At 67.4% G+C, this 20512-nt stretch carries 18 protein-coding genes, 1 tRNA gene and 1 other RNA gene; 7 read left to right on the forward strand and 13 right to left on the reverse strand.

The features are described 5' to 3' along the window. Positions 1-31: 31 nt before the first annotated feature. The 7 genes from CFB18_RS14140 to CFB18_RS14170 all read right to left on the reverse strand — a co-directional run bounded on the left by CFB18_RS14140 (position 32) and on the right by CFB18_RS14170 (position 8682). Positions 32-1240 (reverse strand): CpaE/TadZ family protein, encoded by a 1209-nt coding sequence (locus CFB18_RS14140; RefSeq protein ID WP_088572448.1) that lies wholly within the window; start codon positions 1238-1240, stop codon positions 32-34. 27 nt (positions 1241-1267) lie between these two features. Beyond that, positions 1268-2275 (reverse strand): Flp pilus assembly protein CpaB, encoded by a 1008-nt coding sequence (gene cpaB / locus CFB18_RS14145; RefSeq protein ID WP_088572449.1) that lies wholly within the window; start codon positions 2273-2275, stop codon positions 1268-1270. A gap of 216 nt (positions 2276-2491) precedes the next feature. Next, a complete protein-coding gene (locus CFB18_RS15475) occupies positions 2492-3037 on the reverse strand; it encodes an LPXTG cell wall anchor domain-containing protein (RefSeq protein ID WP_159461782.1) in 546 nt (181 codons plus the stop codon). A 123-nt stretch (positions 3038-3160) separates the two neighbouring features. Next, entirely contained in the window at positions 3161-6238 is a 3078-nt protein-coding gene (locus tag CFB18_RS14155; RefSeq protein ID WP_088572450.1) for a CLIPPER-2 domain-containing protein, read from the reverse strand. Positions 6239-6320: 82 nt separating this feature from the next. After that, positions 6321-7619, reverse strand: a complete 1299-nt coding sequence (locus CFB18_RS14160) for a Tad domain-containing protein (RefSeq protein WP_159461783.1) — start codon at positions 7617-7619, stop codon at positions 6321-6323. 27 nt (positions 7620-7646) lie between these two features. Beyond that, entirely contained in the window at positions 7647-8105 is a 459-nt protein-coding gene (locus CFB18_RS14165; RefSeq protein WP_159461784.1) for a TadE/TadG family type IV pilus assembly protein, read from the reverse strand. 19 nt (positions 8106-8124) lie between these two features. After that, positions 8125-8682, reverse strand: coding sequence for a TadE/TadG family type IV pilus assembly protein (locus CFB18_RS14170; protein WP_200808236.1), 558 nt, complete (start codon positions 8680-8682; stop codon positions 8125-8127). 188 nt (positions 8683-8870) lie between these two features. Here CFB18_RS14170 and CFB18_RS14175 point away from each other — a divergent pair, with 188 nt between their 5' ends. The 6 genes from CFB18_RS14175 to CFB18_RS16655 all read left to right on the forward strand — a co-directional run bounded on the left by CFB18_RS14175 (position 8871) and on the right by CFB18_RS16655 (position 15709). Beyond that, on the forward strand, positions 8871-9473 hold the full coding sequence (locus CFB18_RS14175) for a TadE/TadG family type IV pilus assembly protein (protein WP_088572453.1): 603 nt from the start codon (positions 8871-8873) through the stop codon (positions 9471-9473). Positions 9474-9526: 53 nt separating this feature from the next. Beyond that, positions 9527-11044, forward strand: a complete 1518-nt coding sequence (locus CFB18_RS14180) for a pilus assembly protein TadG-related protein (protein WP_159461785.1) — start codon at positions 9527-9529, stop codon at positions 11042-11044. A 31-nt stretch (positions 11045-11075) separates the two neighbouring features. Beyond that, complete coding sequence (locus CFB18_RS14185; RefSeq protein ID WP_088572455.1) at positions 11076-12212, forward strand: TadE family protein; 1137 nt, start codon at positions 11076-11078, stop codon at positions 12210-12212. Between the two features lie 81 nt (positions 12213-12293). After that, a complete protein-coding gene (locus CFB18_RS14190; protein ID WP_088572456.1) occupies positions 12294-13466 on the forward strand; it encodes a hypothetical protein in 1173 nt (390 codons plus the stop codon). A gap of 364 nt (positions 13467-13830) precedes the next feature. After that, entirely contained in the window at positions 13831-15354 is a 1524-nt protein-coding gene (locus CFB18_RS14195; protein ID WP_159461786.1) for a G5 domain-containing protein, read from the forward strand. 148 nt (positions 15355-15502) lie between these two features. Next, on the forward strand, positions 15503-15709 hold the full coding sequence (locus CFB18_RS16655; protein WP_088572458.1) for a DUF2283 domain-containing protein: 207 nt from the start codon (positions 15503-15505) through the stop codon (positions 15707-15709). Here CFB18_RS16655 and CFB18_RS14205 read toward each other — a convergent pair. The 6 genes from CFB18_RS14205 to pdo form a co-directional block, all read right to left on the reverse strand. Further along, entirely contained in the window at positions 15645-16454 is an 810-nt protein-coding gene (locus tag CFB18_RS14205; protein ID WP_159461787.1) for a lysophospholipid acyltransferase family protein, read from the reverse strand. The genes CFB18_RS16655 and CFB18_RS14205 overlap by 65 nt on opposite strands. A 29-nt stretch (positions 16455-16483) precedes the next feature. Continuing rightward, a complete protein-coding gene (gene prfA, locus CFB18_RS14210) occupies positions 16484-17572 on the reverse strand; it encodes a peptide chain release factor 1 (RefSeq protein ID WP_088572460.1) in 1089 nt (362 codons plus the stop codon). Between the two features lie 75 nt (positions 17573-17647). Beyond that, complete coding sequence (gene rnc / locus CFB18_RS14215; protein WP_200808237.1) at positions 17648-18493, reverse strand: ribonuclease III; 846 nt, start codon at positions 18491-18493, stop codon at positions 17648-17650. 147 nt (positions 18494-18640) lie between these two features. Continuing rightward, a tRNA-Gly gene (locus CFB18_RS14220) sits at positions 18641-18713 on the reverse strand. A 120-nt stretch (positions 18714-18833) separates the two neighbouring features. Next, positions 18834-19031, reverse strand: a complete 198-nt coding sequence (locus CFB18_RS14225) for a YgaP family membrane protein (RefSeq protein WP_088572461.1) — start codon at positions 19029-19031, stop codon at positions 18834-18836. A gap of 26 nt (positions 19032-19057) precedes the next feature. Beyond that, a complete protein-coding gene (pdo, locus tag CFB18_RS14230; protein ID WP_088572462.1) occupies positions 19058-19795 on the reverse strand; it encodes a protein disulfide oxidoreductase in 738 nt (245 codons plus the stop codon). A 295-nt stretch (positions 19796-20090) separates the two neighbouring features. Between pdo and ssrA the strand changes: the two genes are divergently transcribed. Further along, positions 20091-20475, forward strand: a transfer-messenger RNA (tmRNA) gene (gene ssrA / locus CFB18_RS14235). Positions 20476-20512 lie beyond the last annotated feature (37 nt).

A 20512-nucleotide genomic window follows, 5' to 3' on the forward strand; every position in this document is an offset into this window, starting at 1 on the left:
TCACCTCCGGAAAGCGAGTGGGAACAGCCTCCTAACGGCCAGTCCGCCGCCGGACCTCCTCCGCCTCGGGGGCGGCGGATAGCGCCTCCTCGACCCGCCCGGCCAGCTGGAGGAGGGCCTGGGCGATGGGCCGGGCCCGCTGGGCGACCAGCGGGCTGCCCTTGTTGATCGACTGCAACACCGTCGTCTCATCCCAGGGAATCTGGGCAACCACCGGGTGCTTGAGGGCCTGCTCCACCATCTCCGCCGTGATCCCGAAGCGCCGGTCGGCCTTGTTGAGGACCATCAGGGTCTTCTGGGGCGGGTACTCCAGCTGGGCCGCCACATCGAAGAACAGACGGGCGTTCTTGATGGTGGGCACGTCCGGCGTCACTACCAGCACGATCCGATCGGCCTCATCGAGGATCTGTAGCGTGAGATCCGAGGGCTGGGTCGTTGTGTCGATGACCAGGATGTCGAAGAGACCGCGGGCCAACCCCAGGATGCGCTTCATCGCCTCCGCGGTCACATACTCCGCCAGCTCCGGCCGGGGCGGGGCCAGCAGCACCTTCAACCCCGAGGCGTGGGCGAGCATCGTCAAGGTCAACGCCTCCGGATCCACCTCATCCATCTGGGCCAGATCGGCCAGATGGCGGGGCCCCTGCAGGTTCAAGAACACTCCCACATCCCCGAACGGCAGGGAAGCGTCGATGAGGGCCACCTTGCGATCCGGCTTCTGGAGGGCGACCGCCAGGTTCACTGCGATCATCGTGGTCCCCACGCCCCCCTTCGGGCTGTAGACGGCCACCACCTTCCCCCGCGCGCCGCCCGGCCCGGCCGCGACCCCCAGCGGGCCTGTGGGCGGCAGCACCGCCGGAGGCCGCCGGGTCCGGACCACCCGACGGACCGTGGCCACCAGCTCGTCCGCCGAGAAGGGCTTAGGGAGGAAGTCCCGGGCTCCGGCCAGCATCGCCCGCCGCAGGTAGTCCGCGTCGCTCTGAACGGACATCATGACCACCTGCGTGAGGGGAGCGACCTCCATGATTCGCTCCACCGCGGCGATGCCGCTCATCCCCGGCAGGTTGATGTCCAGCAAGACCACGTCCGGCTGCAGGTCCCGCGCCAGCCGGATCCCTTCCTCCGCGGTGGCTGCGCTCCCCACCACCTCGATGTCCGGCTCGAACAAAAGGAGCTTCTTCAGGTTCTCCCGCGTCTCGGGGACATCATCCACAATCAGCACGCGAATCCGCGCGTCCGCCATCGGATCTCCTCGATCAAAATATGTAGCTCACCGGCACGGCTCCCGGGCGAACGCATCCGGACAACCCGGGATCATATCCGGGGCAAGGCCGAAGCGCCCGGGCGGCGGGAGGGTGATCCCGATCCGCTGGAGCAGCCATCCTAAGGTCACCGGGTCCGTCCGCACCAGCTGGTTATCCGTCGGGTTGCGCAAGGCCAGGTCCACCACCGCTCCGGATTCCCGCAGCCACTGCAGGATCAACGCCTCCTGCGGATCGACCAGCAACGTGATGTATCGCTGGCGCGGCATCGGAGTGGGCGTGGGCGCGGGACCCGGCGTCGGCGTCGGCCCAGGCGGGGGCAGAGGCTGCGGAGGCTCAAAGGATCCGATAGAAAGGATCTCCACGTTCTGAAGGACCAGCTGGCTGACCCGGAATTCCACCTGCTGCTCCGGCTTCACCACGGCCGCCTGCGCCGCGGCGCCGGGCTCCACCCCAAGGGCCCGCAACCGATTGAACAGATCTTCGTCCAGGATCTGCGGGCGGAACTCCCCATCGGCGGTCGCCTTGACTGGAACCAGACGGAACGTCACCAGCACGTCCACCCGATCCCCAGGCGCCAGGTTGAAGGCGACGGCCCCCGCCTCGTCGGCCGGGATGGGGAAGGCTACTTTCCCGGGCGGCACGAAGAGGCTGGCCTCCGATCCCCGCCGCGCCGCCTCTGCGGGCTGCACCGTCAGGTCCTCCGGCACGATGGGCTTCTGCCGGGGGATGTCCACCCGGGCCACCTTCCCGATCACCTCCTTCGGATCCGCGAAAGCCCCCTCCGGCAGGACCTCAACCGGCCATCCCCGCAGGGTGACATCCGACTCCGTGATCAACGCCCCGCGCGGGATGCTCTGGGCCGCGATGACGATGGGCTTCAGCGAAGGGGGTGTGGGCGTTGGCGTCGGGGCCGGGCCCGCAGCGAAACGGGGCACGAGCAACAGCGCGGCCCCCATCAGGACCAGGATCAGCAGGATGAGCAGCAACAACGTTCGATTTCTGCGCCGGCGCATCCCTCTGCCTCCGGTTCAGGATCCTAATCACCCTCCACGGCACACCGCCTCCTCCGGATCGCAACCCGCCCCCATCGAGCCCCTGCACAACCCCGCACCCTATCACTCCCCAATTCGGGAGCGGGTGGGGCCGTCAAAAGTCATCCGATTACTGAATATTATAGGCCCTTTCCAATTTTCCGTATAGGCCTTTTGTCCCCCAGTGCGCCCTCGCGCCTACCGCCGCCTCCGAAATCGCCGGCGGCGCCACGCCAGTAAAGCCGCCAGCATGGCCAGACCGCCCCCGGCCACTGGCCCCCAGAGCGCCCCGCCGGTCCGCGGCAGCCGGGCGACATCCAAACCGGGTGTGGCCACGCTGGGGCTCGCTGCATCGGACCCTCCCGATGGACCCGGGGGCGGAGACGAGGGAGCTGGGACCGCCGGAGCGGTGGGCATGGGAGAAACCGTCGGAGAGGGGATAGGAGTTACCGTGGGAGGGGGCTGCGTAGGAGGAGGCACGGACGTGGACGTCGGCGTGAACGTAGGGGAGGGAGAAGGCGTCGGCGTGGGCGAAGGAACCGGCGTATCCGTCGGGGTCGCCACCGGGGTGGGCGTCCACGTCGGGAACGGGGTGGGCGTCGGGCCCGGGGTGGGGAACTGGGCGCTGGCCCGATCGCCCCACCCCAGGGCGAGCCCCATCCCCAACGCCAGGCCCAGCCCGGCCCGCAGCCCGCCGCGCGCCCACCCATGCCTTCTTTGAACGCGAGCGCCTTCCCACGCCATGGACCTTCTCCCTCCGGATGCGATCCCGCCAGCCTCCGGCTGAGGAGATCTTACCATCGAACCTACCACGTTGGGAAGCCCTGGTCCGGAATCACCAGACAGCCGATGGATCCACGGATCGGCTCACGGACCTCGCAGGATCAGGGGGAGGAACACCCGATATCCGCCCACCCTCACCGGCTCGGTGACGTTGTTGTCCTCCCGCGTTTCCATCACGCATCCCCGGCCGGGGAAGCCAAAGCCGGGGGTGTAGGCGTCCACCATGGCGCGGATCGAGGCAGTCCTCGTAAGTGACAGCGTGAAGACCCCGGAGGCCGCGGCGCCCGGAGGCAGCCGATGCGCTCCCAGATCGAGATAGTCCGCACGAACGGGTTCGTCGTTCGCCCAGAACCCCACCAGCACCCAGTGCGGCGCGCACAGGGGGTTCTCACTGGACAACGGACGGGCGGTTCCCGGCCCGACGTTAGTGACGACCACCGTGAGCGTGACTGTGCTTCCATCAAAGCTCACGGATTCCGGTGGGATGGCGACCACCAGATCCGGTCCGGCCAGGGTGGTGACGTCGGAAGCCTCGAAGCGGTCCGCCAGGGGAACCCCTGCCGTCCCGAAGGCGCGGGCGGTGACCGTGTTGGTGAAGGCGACCACGTCCGAGAGGTTGGCGGAGACGCTGATCTGAGTGCTCCGGACGAAGGAGATCGTCGCCCGGGGCCCCAGGGCGGGGAGCGTGATCACCATCTCCCTGGCCTCCACCGGTGGATCCACGAAAGTGATCCACGGCCATCCGGTCAGCGTGTCGGTGATCCGAAGGTCTGTCACCGTCACCCAGCCGGTGTTGGTGAGGGTGATGGTATAGCGGAGGATCTCCTCGATGTCCGCTTGGCTTCGATCGTCGGTCTTGACGATCTGGAGGGCATACGGCTGACGTACCACGTGGGTGATAGCCCCCAGTGGGAGGGGCGGGGTGCCGGAGAGGGATGCCGTAGCGGTGAGCCAGGCCCCGTCCTCGATCCACATCGGGTCCGTGATCTGCACCGTCCAGGTGAGGGCCGCGGCCGCCCCCGCGCCCAGGCCGGGCAGGTCCCAGCGGAAGGTCGGCCAGGATCCCGTGAACACCGACCCCGCGCTGACCTGAAGGCCGTTGGGGAGCGGGACGACGGCGAGGGGGAGCTGCCCGGTGATCTGCGCCGCCCCCAGCGGAGCGGACGCAGGGTTGGTCACCCACACAGTATAGGTGAGCAGATCCCCAGGGAAGACCACGCTCCCGGCGGGCGGGAGGGCGCTGAGGGTACCGGTCAACGCGACCACCGGATGGACGACGACGTTGCCGGAGAGCAACCCGAACTCATCGGTCTGGAGAACGGCCTGGTTCTGGATCTGGCCACCCCCGGCAGTCACGGTGACCGCGAAGGTGAACGTCAGGACGCTCCCGGGGGCGAGGGCGGTCATCTCCCCCACCCACCCGCTGGCGGAGACCGTCCACGAGAGCCCTGCGGAGGCGGAGGCCGAGCCTGCCACGTAGGCCGTCCCGGCCGGGAAGTCGTCCATCAGCCGGAGGTTGTGGAGGGTGGCCCCGCTGTCGTTGGTCAGGACCACCGTGTAGGTGATCCGATCCCCGGGCCGCACCGCATTCCCCTCCGGCGGCATCGCCTGTTTGACCCAGGCAGGCGGCTTGTCCGGGACCTCGTAGCGCAGATCGGCCCGGAGCAGGAAGGGCGCGGTGAGGGGGTTCGTGGTGCTGAAGACCACTTCATACTGAAGGGACTGGACGTAGAAGTTGAGGGGGATGGAAAGGGTGACCTCTCCCGTCCCGGTGAGCGGCGTCCACGGGCCCCAGTCGCTCCACGGGAAGCCGTCCTGAGCCTGGGATCGGATGCGGACCGCGGCGTCGGTCCCGGGCGGACGCAGGAACTGGAAGTCCAGCGTCAACAGCAGTCGCCGCCGGTCCAGATGAAAGGGCGGGGCGAGGTAGCGCCCACTGGAGACGAAGAGCCCTGCCCCCTCCGCGCCCAGTCGTCCGGCGTTGATGTGGGTCAGGGGGGTGTTCTGATCGCGCCCCCCGATCACGTAGACCCAGCCGTCGGGGAGCACGACCATGGCGTGGGCGCTGCGGGGTGGGGTGATCAGGCTGGTGGCCGTCCAGGTGATTACCTCCCTGGTGTCGGCGATCACCCCTGCCCGCACGTCCCGGCTGACATCGCTGAGGTTGCTCTGCAACCCTCCGCTGGTGAGCAACAGGCCGTTGTAGCCGATGGCCGCCAGCTCCACCAGGTTGTTGTCCAGGGGCTCGGTGCGGGTGAAGGGCCCGAGGAGCGTCCCATCCCCCAGGGGCGCGAACCAGACCTCATACAGGGGCAGGCTGCTCGTCCCGGTCATCCCCCCGATCACATAGAGATAGCCCTGCTCGGCCACCGCGGCGTGCCGCCACAGGGGATAAGGCAGGGTCCACGTGAGGCGGGTCCAGCCGGTGATGAGACCAGTGGCCGGGTCCGGCCGGGCCACGTAAATGGTGTCGGTCACCTGGAGGCTTTCATCGATCCCGCCCAGGACGTAGATCCACCCCGCCCACGCCACCGTCGCCATGCTCTCCAGCCCGACGGGCAGGGAGACCGCCTCCGTGAACGGGGAGAGGGAGCCATCCGGGTTCACCCGGGCGTAGGCTACCTGACGCTGGGCCGCTCCGATGTCTGGGTTCGGCTCCCGCCTGCCGCCGATGACATACAGGAAGGGGCCGACCTGCACCGCTCCCCCATAGGCGGTGCCATAGGGGAAGATCCCGGTGAGGTTGGTCGTGACGGTGACCCATGGCGTGAGGTTATGATCGCCCAGGACCGTGGCCGATTGCACGATGGCGTGCGTCAGGGCGCTGCCCACGGTGGCATCGTGGAGCCCGCCGATCACATAGATGCGCCCGTTCGTGTAGACCGCAGCGTGACCCCAACGGGGGACCAGGCCCGCCGTCACCACCGTGGTGATCCACTCCCCGCTCAGGCCGGCCCGGAGCAGCGAGACCGCGCCGTCCCCTATGCCGGCCAGCCCGGTGCGGAGGAACTCCCCGGCGCCGAAATCCACCAACGTGGTCTGGGAAAGGACCTGGACGCCGGCCTCGGCCCGGCGGCTCATGAGGAGCAGCAGGGCGAGGAACCCGGCGCCCGCGATGAGAAGCGTTGCCCCAACTCGATGCCAACCTTTGTGCGTCCGCATTTCCGGATCCTGAGCGCTGAGAGTGGGAAGATAAAGGTCCCGGGAGGCCTGCTAACGGGAGCCTCCCGGGACAGGGATCGGCTCACTTGAACAGGAAGAGCTGGGGAGGCGAGGTCGGACAGGCCTCATCGATATAGGTCAGCTGGAAGTTGGCGCCGGAGACGTCGACCTCGTAGCCGAAGATGGCACCGTTCCCGGTGAACCCCTGGCTGCCCGAGAGGTTGACCAAGCCGTTGGGGGCGTAGATCAGGCCCTCCCAGGTGATCGAGGCATACGAGAGCTGGATCGCCCCGTTGTTGGTGTCATTGGATGTCGAGAAGAACAGGAGCTGCCCCTTGCCGTCCGGCTCCCGATAGAACCCCTTGAAGTAGGCGTCATCGTTGTTCGAGCTGGTGGACTTGATCTCGCCGTTGGTCACGATCGTCAGCGTGACGGTTCCCCCGCCCTGGATGGTGACGTCGCCGTTGACCACGTAGAGCCCGTCGCAGAGCTTATAGGAGCCGCCGCTGTTGTTCCCGGGCGAGGGGCAGAGGCCGCTGGATTTCAGCGTGATGGGACCGCTGAAGTAATAGCGCCGGCTCGCATCCGCCTGGTTCCACTTGGAGCCGCCGGGCAGGAAGTCTTCGTATTTATAAAACTCGGGCATCGGGATGTAGCTGCCCTGCTGGGTGGTCTGGCACTTCCCCTGCCCTTTCTTCTCCGTCACATAGTCACAGACGCCGTTGATATACATCTGCTGGCTGATATTGATGTCGGCATTGGAGTGGATGTTGCCGTTGACGACCCCGGCCTGGCCGCCGCCGGTGGCCTTGAGGACGTTGGGCTGGCAGTTGCCGGTGCACCCGCCGAAGATGGCCCAGCCATTGCAAGAGACAGGCGGCTGGTAGACCGCCACCGCCTCCGCGCTCACGCGCAGGTTCGCCTGACCGATGATCTGGGCGATGAAGGCGGAGAAGGGGTTCCAGACCACCACGCGGACGCCCTTCACGTCCTTCGTCCCGATCTTGGCCGGGACGAAGCCGCCGCCGACCGGGCCGAGGACGTTCCCGTCGGCGTCAGTGTAGAAGACCTGGATGTTGGCGTTATACGCGTTCCCGGGCTGGCCGTCCGTATCCGGCAGGCCGTGGGCCTCCACGGCGCTGTTCACCGCCCGCAACAGCGCCGCCTCCGGGCAGCCGTAGCCCTGAAGGTTGTTGCACCAGGGTTTGGGGTTCCAGAGGAAACGCGCCCCGGTCAGGGCCCCGGCGTCGGCCCCGTTCTGGGCCCGCCGGCGCTGGCCGTAGGCGTTGCTCCCGTCCAGGGCCAGGGCCGTGAGGGCCAGAAGGCCCACGAAGGCCAACGCGATCAACACCAGCGCTTGTCCTCGGCTTCGTCCGTGCATGTTTCCACCTCCTCCGGACATCCCGATCTATGGGCATCCGCTTGAACCGTTGTTGAGGGCGCGCTGCACCGCGTAAGCCCGCAGCGCCACCTCTGGGCCGAACATCGCCTGCATCACCGGCGTGATCATCGTGAACGAATACCGCGTCGAGACTGTGATCGGCGTGCCGAAGCAGATCTGCCCCGGATCGTTCGGCGTGATCACGATCGTCACCCGGTAGGGATCCAGGGGGGTCCCGGGGGTGGAGCGGATGGCGATGAAGGTGCGGTCGTAGGCGTTGTTGGGCGTCTGGCAATCCGGGCCGTTGGCCGCGCTGATGCAGCGGGGGTTCATCGCCGCATACAGCGCCCCCTCCCCGGCGGCGTCCTGGATGGCCACCCAGGCCATATACATCCGGCCCAGGTCCAGCACCCCGGTGAGCAGGATCAGCAAGACAGTGGCTGCCAGGGCGAACTCCACCAGGCTCTGACCGCGTCCTCGTCCCATGGTCCCCATAGGGCTCCCTCTACGGTTTCGGCATCGCGATGCCGCTGATCGGGACCACCGAGCGCATCCCGGCGAAGCGCAGCGTCAGGCCCGGAAGGAAGGGCTGCATCAGGGGCGTGGCCGCGCTCACCCGGGATTGCACTTCCACATACACCTGATCGTTCAGGGCCAGGACCGCTGTCGGCAGCTGGATCTGCGCGGGATCCGAAGCGCATACCCCCAGGGAGGTGCTGCCACCACCAGAGGTGGGGCGCAGGTATTCCACCGTGATCGTCACCTGGCTCCGGGGCGTCAGGGCCAGGGTCCCGTAGGCCCGGTTCAGGATCTCATTGCACTCCGCAGCGGTGACCTTCCCCCGATCGGCGTCATTGGCCCGGTGGATGGTCGCCGCCCCCGCCCGTAAGGCCTCCCGGGCCGCATTGGAGACCTCGGTGTAGATGTAGAGGACGCGGCCGAACTCCATGATCCCCAGCATGAACAGCAACAGCACCGGGAGGATCAAGGCGAACTCCACCAACCCCTGACCCCGGCGGAAGGATGCCCCCCGCATCCGCACCTCTCGGATCCGTGAGGTCATATGTCTCTTACCTCCGTGAGGTAAACCGCCCAAAGAGGTGGGGGGGTTACGGCCCCTCCCCGCCCCACCCTGGACTTTCGGGCTATTGACGGTTTGAGATTTTTTAATATAATCCCCCATAGGGGGGTGCAGTGAATGTCGAATTAAATTTAAACCGCTCTGGATGGGCTTTTGGATACGGAGGGTCTATGAGCGAGCGGGGACGGAGAGGACGGCGGGCCCAGAGCATCGTGGAGCTGGCGATTCTACTCCCCCTCTTTCTGATCCTCATCGCTGGGCTCACCGAGATCGGGTTCGCCATTGCAGCCTATCTCTCCCTGCAGGACGCCGTGCGGGAAGCCGCCCGCTTCGGGGCCGATGGGGATCCCTGCCTCTACGCGGATCGCCAGGAGGACCCGCGGGATCCCAGCGCTGTGTGCGGCAGCGACCTGTTCCTGAACCCCATCTCCCAGCGATTTGACGAGGCCTTCCAGCCCTATGCGCTGAACTCCGGCCTGGGGGACGACCTGGTGATCTCCGCCTTCGGCGTCCGGCAGGACGGCACATTGGTCTGGCGGCTCCCCCGAGACGCCCCCAACGGCTGGTCACGATTCAACAATCAAAGCTCTCGAGTCACCAACGAGGCCATCACTGCGCAGGTTGGTCGTTCCCCGAGCAAAGGGATCCTGATCGTGGAGGCCTATTATCACTATCGTCAGCGTCTGGGCCTGTTCACATCGATATTCCCTGAAATCATCCCGATGTATGCGTCGGCCTGGATGCCGCTGCCTTCGGTGGATCCGATGGAATGAGCCCGGCACAGGTCCCTCCAGCCCCTTCGGGGTCGCCAACGGAAGGAGGAAAGATGCGCGGCCGCGGTCAGATTGTGGTCCTGTTCGCTTTCATGGTAGTGGGGCTGCTGGCCCTGGCCGGCCTGGCCATGGACGGCGCCCGGCTTTACGCCGCCCGGCACCGCTTGCAGCACGCCCTGGATGGAGCAACCCTGGCCGGCTCCAATCAGTTCCGCGTCGGCCGCACCCTGGCCGACATTCAGCAGGCCGCTCAGGATTTCCTGACCGCCCAGGGCTTCGACGTCGCCGCTATCCGGGTCTACACATGCGACGATCCGGGCCCCTACGCCGCGGAGCTCTGCACCACCCCCAGGCGCAAGCTGGTGCGTGTCGAAGCGGAGGTGACCGTCCCGATGACCTTCCTGCGCGTGGTGGGCTGGGAGAGCGCGCGCCTCTCCGGCTCCGCCACAGGGGAGGCCGCCTCGGTGGACCTAGTGCTGATCATCGACAACTCAGAGTCTATGGCCTACGACACCCGCATGGTCCTCGCCTCCGCAAACCCCATCGTGTGCATCCCCACCGATGCCCCCGATCCCAATCCGGCATGTCCTCGGCCCCAGCGGCCGCACTTCTGCAACCCGACGGACGCCTGTGAACCCTTCCGCTTTGTGCGGCAGGCAGCGCTGGAATTCGCCGCCCGGATGTATTACCCCTACGACCGCGTGGCGGTGATCTCCTTCGATCGCCAGCCTCGCCTGTGGGTGGATCTGAACGGGGGGACCAGCCTGATGGCCGTTGAGAACGCGATCCGGAGCATCCAGGTTTATGACCCTTCCCAAAACGCACAGACTGCAAAATGCGCAGGGATGGATTGCACCTCCGAATCGGGGAACTGCGTCCCGGTGCCTGTCTTCGAGCCGGGGCCCGGCAACGATCCCCGCCCGTGTCCCAGCAGCAACGTCCAAGGAGCCCTCCGGCTGGCTTACAACGTCTTGGCCACCCAGGGACGTCCGGCGGAGACCGGTGCCCTCTGGGCCATCGTGATGCTGAGCGATGCCGCCGCCAACGCCACAGATCCCGTTCCGAGCTCGCCAGATCCGGCAACCAAGAACTTCGGGCTCTGCCCGAAATATACACCGCCCCCGGGGTGGGGGGAGCCCACCTGGTATTGGGGGGATCCCACCTACCGTCCGTTCTGTCAGGATGGAGACTTCGAAGCGCGCCATCCCAGCACGAGCCCCCGTTACGATGCGGAGGACGCCGCGCTGGATATGGTGGACGTGCTGAGAGAGGCCAACGTAGTGGTCTTCTCGATCGGCTACGGCACCGGGATGCACAGCCTGAACGTCCGGCCCGGTGGGGGGCGAGATCGCGATGTCGGGGAGAAGTTCATGCGCTACCTCGCCGACAGCACGGATGGGGACAACCGGGCCGATTGCCTGCAGAGCGGGGACGACTGGTTCAGCTCCGGAGCGGTCTGGAAACCCCAGGGGCAGTCGTGCAGCAATTACTTCTACGCCCCGGACGCCAGCACCCTGCAACAGATCTTCCGGGAGATCGCCCGTCGGATCTTCACCCGCTTGAACCGATAGGTGGCTTCTCTTGTGCCGCAAAGGAGGGATCATGCGCCGATTGGCTCAGGGGACGCTGGAGTTCGCCGTGGCCCTGCCTATCTTCCTGATGCTGGTCTTCATGGTCATCGAGCTGGCCCGGGTGTTCTACGCCTGGGCGACCATTGAGAACAACGCCCGGGCGGCGGCCCGGTACCTTTCTACCGGGCAATACGATGAGGCCTTCTGTCTCAGCGGCTGCACGGATGAGGCCGACCGGGAGCAGGCCCGGCTGCAGGCCGGCCTGATGCGGGGACGCGAGATCCTTTACGGTCTCTTGGTCACCTCCTTCGGGGAACAGGCCGGCGGGCCCGGCTCGGATGCGCCGGGCTTCTACGGCGTGACCATCTGCAGCAGCCGGGCAGGCTTCGAATTCGATCCGGCCACCCTGCGCTGCGAGCCCGGCAACGACGCGGGCGGCCCCGGAGACCGGGTGGTGGTGGTGGTGCGCTACAACCATATGATCATCACCCCCTTCCTGCGGCCTATCGTCTCCCACATCCCGCTGATCGCCCGCCGCGAGGCCATCAACGAGCGCTTCCGGACCGTCCGTCTGCTGGGGCTGCCGCCGCAGATCCCAACGGTGGAGCCGCCTCCCACGCCGACGTTCACCCCGGGTCCCACCGATACGCCCACGCCCACGCCGCCGCCCACGGACACACCGACGCCTACCCCTACGGCGACGGCAACCCCGACGCCGACATCGACCTCCACGCCCACGGCCACTGCAACGCGCACGCCCACCCGCACGCCTACGCGCACCCGCAGGCCAACGCGCACCCGCACGCCTACGCCCACGCCGTGCCCGCCGTCGATCTGCACGCCCACGCCGACCCGCACCCCCACGCGCACACCGACTATCACGCCGACTCGCACTCCCACGCGCACGCGGACGCCGACGCCCACCCGCACGCCCACACCGACGGTATGTCCGCCGTCGGTCTGCACGCCTACGCCCACCCGCACGCCCACGCGCACACCAACCCGCACATTCACGCCTACGCCCACACGGACGCCGACGATCACACCCACCCGCACGCCGACCCGCACGCCCACCCGCACCCCGACGCCCACGCCGGTGTGGACGCCCACGCCCCCCCGGACACCCACGCCGACGCCGACCCGCACGCCAAGCGGGTGGGACGGGTGAAGGTCTCCCGACACCTTCTGGGCGGATGGAGAGGCAGATTTTGAATTCAACCCCTCCATCCGCCCGAGTGGTTAGAGAATAATGACCGAACAGACGAAAAGCGGTCTGCGATTTGGACCGATCCTTCGCCTGCTCAGCCTCCTCCTGTCGGGCCTGGGGCTGTTGGGGATCTTCGTCTGGCATGGGATCGCACGGGCCCTGCCACCTCCTCCGCCTCCCCCGTGGCCCACTCCACTCCCCGCGCCGGCCCTGCGCGCGGCCGAAGTCTTCCCCAACACTCGATGGCAGACCCTCACCATTGGTGTCACCAGCCTAGGGGATCCATACTTACCTGTCACCCGGGAGAACCGGATTGAGAACGCCACCGTGGATCGCCTCCGCATCGGCTTCGGGGGACTGACCTACCCGGATTGGATCACCCGGGTGGAGGTCTGGGCCGATCCCTTCGATGGTGAGATCACCTGGACGGTGGAGCCCACCGGCGTGCTGTTCCTCAATGTGCAGCCCACCCACACCCTTTTCGCCTCCTGGATGACCACGGCCTATGCCCGGTATCAGCCGCCGGAATATGAGATCACCGTAGGGACCATTGGGGGCACAGGCTTCGAGTTCGCCACGGGGATGGCCGTGCGCGTGCCAACGGGGATTTACACCATCACCTACGCTCGGATCCTCTCCACCAGCCAGGAAGGGCTCAATCCCATCCCGTTCTACACGCCGGAGGGCATCCTCTGGCCGCTGGCCCGCTTCACCGCCACTCCCGAGAGCCGGGCGTGGGTGACCTACACCATCCGCCTGGGAGATCTGCGCGGCAATCCGGAGGAGATGCTCCCGGATCTGATTCTCCTCAGCCCTACGCTCCGGCTGGTCGGGGACATGGCCCAAGTGAACGCATGGGTCCGGAACGCGGGCGCCGCGCCGGTCCCTCCTCGCGTCGGCGGCTTCCTGGTGGCGCTGCAGCAGCGCGCGTCCGGGAACCCTCCGGCCGGGCCGTGGGACGGCGAAGGCTTCGCGGCGTGGATGGAAGGGCCTTCGGGCATCTGGCTTCCCCCGTTGGCCCCCGGTCAGGAGATCCCCATCACCGGGACTGCGTCCTTCCAACCCGGTCGTTGCTTCTTCCTGAACCTCGATGTGGATCCCTATGGGGAGAGCCCCCTCACCGGGCGGGTCTGGGAGGCGCGGGAGGACAACAACGTGATCGCCGTCTGCCCAGCCATCATCTTTCTTCCCATGATCCTGCGGGGCCCGCCGTAGATCAGGGTGTAAAGAAAGCGTGGCCTCGCGGGGCTAAAGCCTTCCTAATAGGAGCGACTTCCGCCACGACCCCCTGCAGGGGCGAGAAGAAAGGGTTTGGGACTGAAGGCCCTCCCTTCAGAAATGACCGCCGTTGCCATGCGGGACACCCGCCCAGGGCGGAAGCTCCTCCTACACGATGTTTTCGGTAGGAGTGGCTTTAGCCGCGACCCTTGCAGGATCGAAAACGACAGTTCAGGGCTTCAGTCCACCCCTCGACACCGAATGGCATGCCGCCCGGCAGGCGGTCGCTCCCTCCAGTAAAATACGCAGGCTGGGGCGAGGCCCAAAGGCCTCCCCACCCCTCTCGGAGTCGCACATCGCGATGCCGAACGGATGGGGACGCTGGATCATCGGACTGGGAGCGATGGCGCTGGCCGCCTGCACCGCCCGGCCAGCCCCGGTGACCGTGGTGGCCGATGGCCAGCGCCGGACGGTTTACGTCCGCGGCCCCACGGTCCGGGAGGCCCTGGCCCAGGCTGGCATCACCCTTCGGGACCTGGACCGCGTCACCCCACCGGAGAACGTCCCCATCCAGCCTGGGATGGTGATCACCGTCACCCGCATCACCCAGACCCTGGAGGTCGAGGAGATCCCCCTGCCCTTCCCCCAGCAGATCCTGAAGGACGCCCGGCTGGCCCCCGGAGAGACCCGCCTGATCCGCCGGGGGGAGCCCGGGATGGAACGGGTCACCGTCCGCCTCACATGGGCGGACGGCCAGCTGGTGGAGCGCCGGGAGGTGCATCGGGAGCGCCTCCGGGAGCCAGTGCCCGAGATCCTCGCCGTGGGCCTGGGTGGCGAGGTAGCCTCCCTCCCCATCTCCGGCACCCTGGTCTTCCTGGCCCGCCGGGACGCATGGCGGATGGCCGGGGAGACCTCCCGGATCCTTCCGCTCACCCGCTTCGGCGATTTGGACGGTCGGGTCTTCGCCCTCTCTCCGGACGCATCCATCCTGCTGTTCTCCCGGGCACCCCTCACGGCCTCCTCCCGCCTGCTGAACACCCTGTGGGGACTGGATCTCCGGGCGGACCCGCCCCGTTCCCAGCCTGCCGGCCCGGAGAACATCCTCTGGCTGGACTGGTCCCCCCGGGGGGACCGCATGGCCTTCACCACCGGGGAGCCCAGCCCCGGGCCGCCGGGATGGCGGGCGAACAACGACCTGTGGATCGGCCGCTGGGCCGGTGGACGCATCACGGCGCGTCAGGTCCTCACCTCCACAGCGGGAGGTCCCTACGGCTGGTGGGGGATGCGCTGGGCCTGGTCCCCGGACGGCCGGCGCCTGGCCTTCGGGCGGACGGACGGGATCGGCATCCTGGATGTGGAGAGCCTCCGGATCACCCTCCGGATCACCTTCCCGGTTTACGAGACGGGGGGCGCCTGGGCGTGGACGCCCGCCCTCTCCTGGTCACCCGACGGGCGCTACCTGGCCGCCCTGGTCCACGGCCCGCCTCGAGGGGAGGAGCCGCCGGAACAATCGACGCGCTTCGATCTGTGGATCGTGGCCGTCGAGGGTGGCTGGGCACGCCCGCTTCTGGAGGACGTCGGGATGTGGGCGGCCATCTTGTGGACCCCGCGGGGGATCTTCTTCGGACAGGCCCGGCAGCCTGAGATGGGGGACGCCTCGCGCTACGACCTCTACGGGATGGACCACGACGGGAGCAACCGGCGACGGCTGTTCCCACCGGAGGGGGAGATCGGGTTCGGCGGCCCGCCGGATATGCTCTGGGCCCCCGACGGCCAGAGCCTCCTGGTCCGCTATCAGGGGGACCTCTACCGGATCAATCTCCTCTCCGGCCGGATCGACCGCCTCACCGCGCAGGGGGACATTGCCGCCATGGCCTGGCGTTAGAGCCGGAGCCCTTCAGAGAAAGTGGCGGCAAACCCTAAACTCTTAAAATTACAGAGCAGTCTCGACAGACTACTTTTGCTTAAATAGGGTTGCGGCTTATAGGAGGACAACAAAATATTTTAGAGAGCGTCATGCTCCGTTATGATCTATGTCCGGCTTGCGGATCGGCCGAGTGTCGAGTTCGGAAGAAGTGGCCCACGGGATCGTGCTGGATTTCGATGCGTATGATCGGGTGGTCGGCATTGAGATCGAAGGCGCGCGCGTTCGTCGATCTATCCCCCGCCTCGAGGTCAAGGGGTTTCCGCTCGCTCAACGAATTCTGATGGAGCAGGCTCCCGCGTCCGCAGGGCCATGAAGTTCTCCGGAGCCGTTAGCGGCCGAAGGTAGCGGGGGGTCGCAGCGGGGAAGTTGGCGTAAACCCCGCGCCGTTCCGGGGGCAACAGCGCGGCGATCTGGACCATCAGCTCGTCCGTGGCCTCCCGCAGGGCCTCCCGGCTCCGCTCCTCCGGGATCTCCACCCGGAAGGGGGAGCCGAAGACCACGCGCACCGGCGTGCGCCGGAGCCGGCGGATGTTGAACTTGAAGCGATCGGTCCCATCCACCCCCACGGGCACGATGGGGGCGCCGGTGCGCCAGGCCAGGTAGACCGCCCCCTCCTTCCCCCGGATCAGAGCCCCGGTGGGGCTCCGGGTGCCCTCGGGGGCGATGAGCAACACCCCACCCATCCGGAGCACCTCCAGGGCCGTCTGAACGGCCCGGCGATCGATCTCCCCACGCCGGACCGGGAAGGCGTCAAAGGCGCTGACCAGAGGGCCCAGCACCACATCGCGGAAGACCTCGGCCTTGGCCATGGGGAGGACCTTGCGGCGGAGCACGCTGACCACCAGCACGGGATCCAGGAAGCTGATATGGTTGATGGCCAGGATGACCGGCCCGCTGGCCGGGATGTTCTCCAGCCCGACCACCTCCAGGCGCAACACCAGGCGATAGGCGAGGTGCAGCAGGAAGGTCAGGAAACGGCGCACCCACGAGTGCCGGTGCACCCGCGTGGCCGTCAGCCAGCGGGAGGAACGCTGGAACACCTGCCCGGTCTCTTCCATGCCCGGACGCCCTCCTTCCGGGGAGCTCCTCATCCGGCCGTTTGCAGCTCAGCCAGGCGGCGGGTCTGATCGTCCAGGATCAGCGCCTCGATCAGCGGATCCAGATCCCCGTCCAGGACCTCTTGCAGGCGATACAGGGTGAGATGGATGCGATGATCGGTGACCCGGTTCTGGGGGAAATTATACGTGCGGATCTTCTCCGCCCGCTCGGCGGTCCCCACCTGGCTGCGTCGGGCCTCGCGGACCTCCGCCTCTCGCTTCCGACGCTCCAGCTCATACAGCCGCGCCCGTAGGATGGCCAGGGCCCGTTGCTTGTTCTGGAACTGGGACCGCTCGTCCTGACAGGAGACTACAATGCCGGTCGGGACATGGGTGATCCGCACGGCGGTCTCGTTCTTTTGCATATGCTGTCCTCCCGCCGTCCCCGCTCGGAAGGTCTCGATGATGAGGTCCTTGGGATCGATCTGGACCTCCACCTCGTCCATTTCGGGGAGCACCGCGACGGTGGCGGTGCTGGTATGGATGCGTCCGGAGGCCTCCGTGATGGGGATCCGCTGGACCCGGTGGACGCCGCTCTCGTATTTCAGGCGGGAGTAGGCGCCGCGGCCGCGGATCATGAAGATCACTTCCTTGAAGCCGCCCAGGCCGGTCTCGTTGGCGCTGAGGAGCTCCACCGCCCAGCCTTTCCGCTCGGCGTAGCGGGTATACATCCGGAAGAGATCGGCCGCGAACAGGGCCGCCTCCTCCCCACCCGCTCCCGCCCGGATCTCCACGATCACGTTCTTCTCGTCGTTCGGATCGCGGGGGAGCAGCTGCCGCAGGAGCTCCTGCTCCAGGCGCTCCTGCTCCTCGGTGAGCCGCTCCAGCTCCTCCCGGGCCAGGGCGGCCAGCTCCTCCTCCTCGGCGGTCTCCAACAGCTGTTGGGCCTCCTCCCGCTGACGGCTCACCGTTCGATAGCGCCGGAAAGTCTCCACGATGGGCTCCAGCTCCTCTCGCTCCTGGCTGAGGGAGCGAAGCCGGGCGAGGTCGGCCGCCACCACCGAATCCGCCAGCAGGGCCGTCAGCTCCTCATATCGCCGCTCCACCGCCTCCAATTTCTCCAGCCATCGGCGCTCCATACACCCCTCTTCATCCGGATGTTCGATCGGCCAGCCGGTAGAGGCGCAACGCCGCTGCGCCTGATCCGAACCGGCTTACGCCTCCTCCAGGCCCAGGCGCCGCAGGGCATCCCGGGCAGCCTCCCGGGTGGCCTCTCGTTTGCTGGTCCCCTGGCCTTCCCCGACCACCTCCTCCCCGATCCGCACCCGCACGGTGAAGCGCGCCGCGTGGGGAGGGCCTTCCACCGCCACCACCTCATAGACCGGCGTCTGGCCCCGCACCGCCTGGCTCCACTGCTGCAGGCGCCCCTTCGGATCGTGCCGCTCCAGGTTCTCCAGGGCCCGCGCGATAGCCTCCGGAAGCAACCGGCGCAGCAGGGCCTCGGCCGCCGCCAGCCCGCCGTCCAGATACAACGCCCCCAGGAGGGCTTCGAAGGCGTCTGCCAGGATGGAAGGCCGGGTCCGGCTTCCCTCCGCCTCTCCCTTCCCCAGCCGGAGGAAGCGGCCGAGCTCCAGGGTCTCGGCCCAGGCCGCCAGCTGCTCGCCCCGAATGAGGGCGGTCCGCAGGGCCGTCAGGCGCCCCTCCGGCCATTCCGGGAAGCGGCGGAACAGCTCCGCGCTGACGACCAGCTGCAGCACCGCGTCCCCCAGGAACTCCAGCCGCTCGTTATCTCGGACCCCCTCCCCGGGGTGCTCGTTGACGTAGGAGCGGTGGGTCAGGGCCTCCCGAAGCCACTCGGGGTTCTGGAACGACCAGCCCAGGCGCTCCTCCAGGAGCCGGAGCGAGTCTTCAGGAGAAGCGGGAGGCGCCCCTTCCTCCCGGACCGTCCCGGTGGATCCGGAGGGTGCCTCATCCGAACGGATGGGGGACAGAAAGGGCTCCCGACGCCATCCCGGGAGGTTTGCCAAGAGGCGTCCCATCCGGCTACGCAGGATGCCCATCCGGGGGGATCCTCCTGTTGGAATCCGAGAACAAATGATTCGCCTGATGCCTCAACGGATGCTCGCCTTGCCCGGGATCCGGGAGGCGCACCCCGCATCAAAACAAAAGGGGCAGATCCTGGATCTGCCCCCGTTTCCTTGCCGGAGAGCGGGCGACGGGATTCGAACCCGCGGCCTTTGGCTTGGGAAGCCAACGCTCTACCACCTGAGCTACGCCCGCCCGCTTTCTCTATTTAAGAATTTAGCCGGTCCCTGCCGTTCTGTCAAATCCACCCGCTCGGGCGGAGGCCGGCGGGGGCGCGACACCGTTGCGCCCCCGCTGCCCTTATCCGCGGCCGCCTCAGCGCTTCGTCCGGAAACCCAAGACCGTGTAGAGCGGGCACCAGCCGATCAGGGAGGTGAGGATGAAGACGACGGCGATGACGGTCAGGATGATGCCCAGGGTGTTAAAGCGGAGGACGAAGGCTGAGACCAGGATGAAGACGACCGCCACGATCAGCCGCACGATGCGATCCCAGCCGGCCATGTTCACCACCATGATCCACCTCCTGCGCACAAGGATGTTCAGTCCTCATCATCGTGGTGATGAGAGTGGGCATGACCCGCGGCGATGGCGTGGCGCATCCGCTCCCAGGCCGCCGTGGCCTTCGCCATCGCCTCCGGATCCGTCACCTTCATCAGCTCGTTGATGAAGTAGCCTTCCGGCACGGCTCCCTCGATGTGGATGACCTCGTTGATCACCGTGCGGGGCACCCCATAGACCCCGTAGAAATCCGCCAGCTCGGGGAACTCCATCGCCTCGATCATGTCCGCGCGGATCCATGGGCTCTCGAAGGCCGCCTGATGGGCCAGCCGGACCATCCGCGGACAATACGGGCACGTGGGCGTGACGAAGACCTGGATGTGGACCGGCGTCTGGATCCGGGCCAGGCGCTGGCGGCTCGCCGGCGAGAGCCCCGAATCCCGCGCCCCCACCATCCGGATGTCCTCGATCAGCGAGCCGAACTCATAGCCAGACGGGATCCCGAAGTAGCGGATGCCGTAGTCCCGGTCCCCTTCGATGACCACGGCCGGGACCTTATCGATCCCGTAACGCTCCGCGACCTCCCGGTCCGTGATCCGGTTATGGACCTCCAGGGAGAGGCGATCGGAGAGGGCCGCTACCTCCTCCACCAGCTGTCGGGTCTCCCGGCAATAGATGCAATCCGTATGCTGGATGAAAACCCGCAACCGCACCGGATGGGGCAGATCGGCCAGCAGCCGGCGGACTTCCTCTCGGGTGCGCGCGTCCAGCAACGCCATACGGACCTCCTCCGGGTAAGGATGCGCGGGTGAAGGATGCGGGCCCCGGCCCGCCGCCCTCTGAGGGAGACCGGATGGGGGGCGTTGCGCCCCCCATCCTCCCCGTCGGAGGGCCCGATGGCGCGGACCGTCCAGGGCTCGTGGAGGCCCTGGAAAAGGGCCCTTCACTTCCCTTAGATGCGGCGGTCTCCATGAGGTGACATGGGAATTCCCGCCGGGGGAAAAGCCCCCTTCGGGAGCGAGACGCCGCATCGCGCATCCACACGCGATTTGCGCTATAATATGTAGTGCAGATGGGGGCGAACTGGGCTCGACGGGGGAGGCAGATCGTCGGTGGCCGGTCGGGGCCGCTCGGACCCCGTGAACAACCCGAGCAAAAAACAAGTGCCAACCGCGACTACGCGGCTCTCCCGCTGGCCGCCTAAGCCAGCGTGAGGGGACGGTCCCCCGATGAGGGGACCCGCTCGACCGGACCCATCGCCGACGGGGCCGGCTCGGGTGTGACAAAGTCGGCGTGCGGCGGCCCGGCGCCCCGGAGGGCTGCCTAAGATCGAAGGGGCTGGCCGGCCGGAGACCTTGCCGGTGGGAGGACCGGCCGGCGAGAGGAAGAACCGGATACACCGGTAGGCACCGGCGGTGGAATCCTCCGGACGCGGGTTCGATTCCCGCCGCCTCCACTGAAGCCGGGCGGGGCCTGAGGGGCCTCGCCCGTTTTTT

It is taken from the genome of Thermoflexus hugenholtzii JAD2 (genome assembly GCF_900187885.1).
In the GTDB taxonomy this organism is placed as follows: domain Bacteria; phylum Chloroflexota; class Anaerolineae; order Thermoflexales; family Thermoflexaceae; genus Thermoflexus; species Thermoflexus hugenholtzii.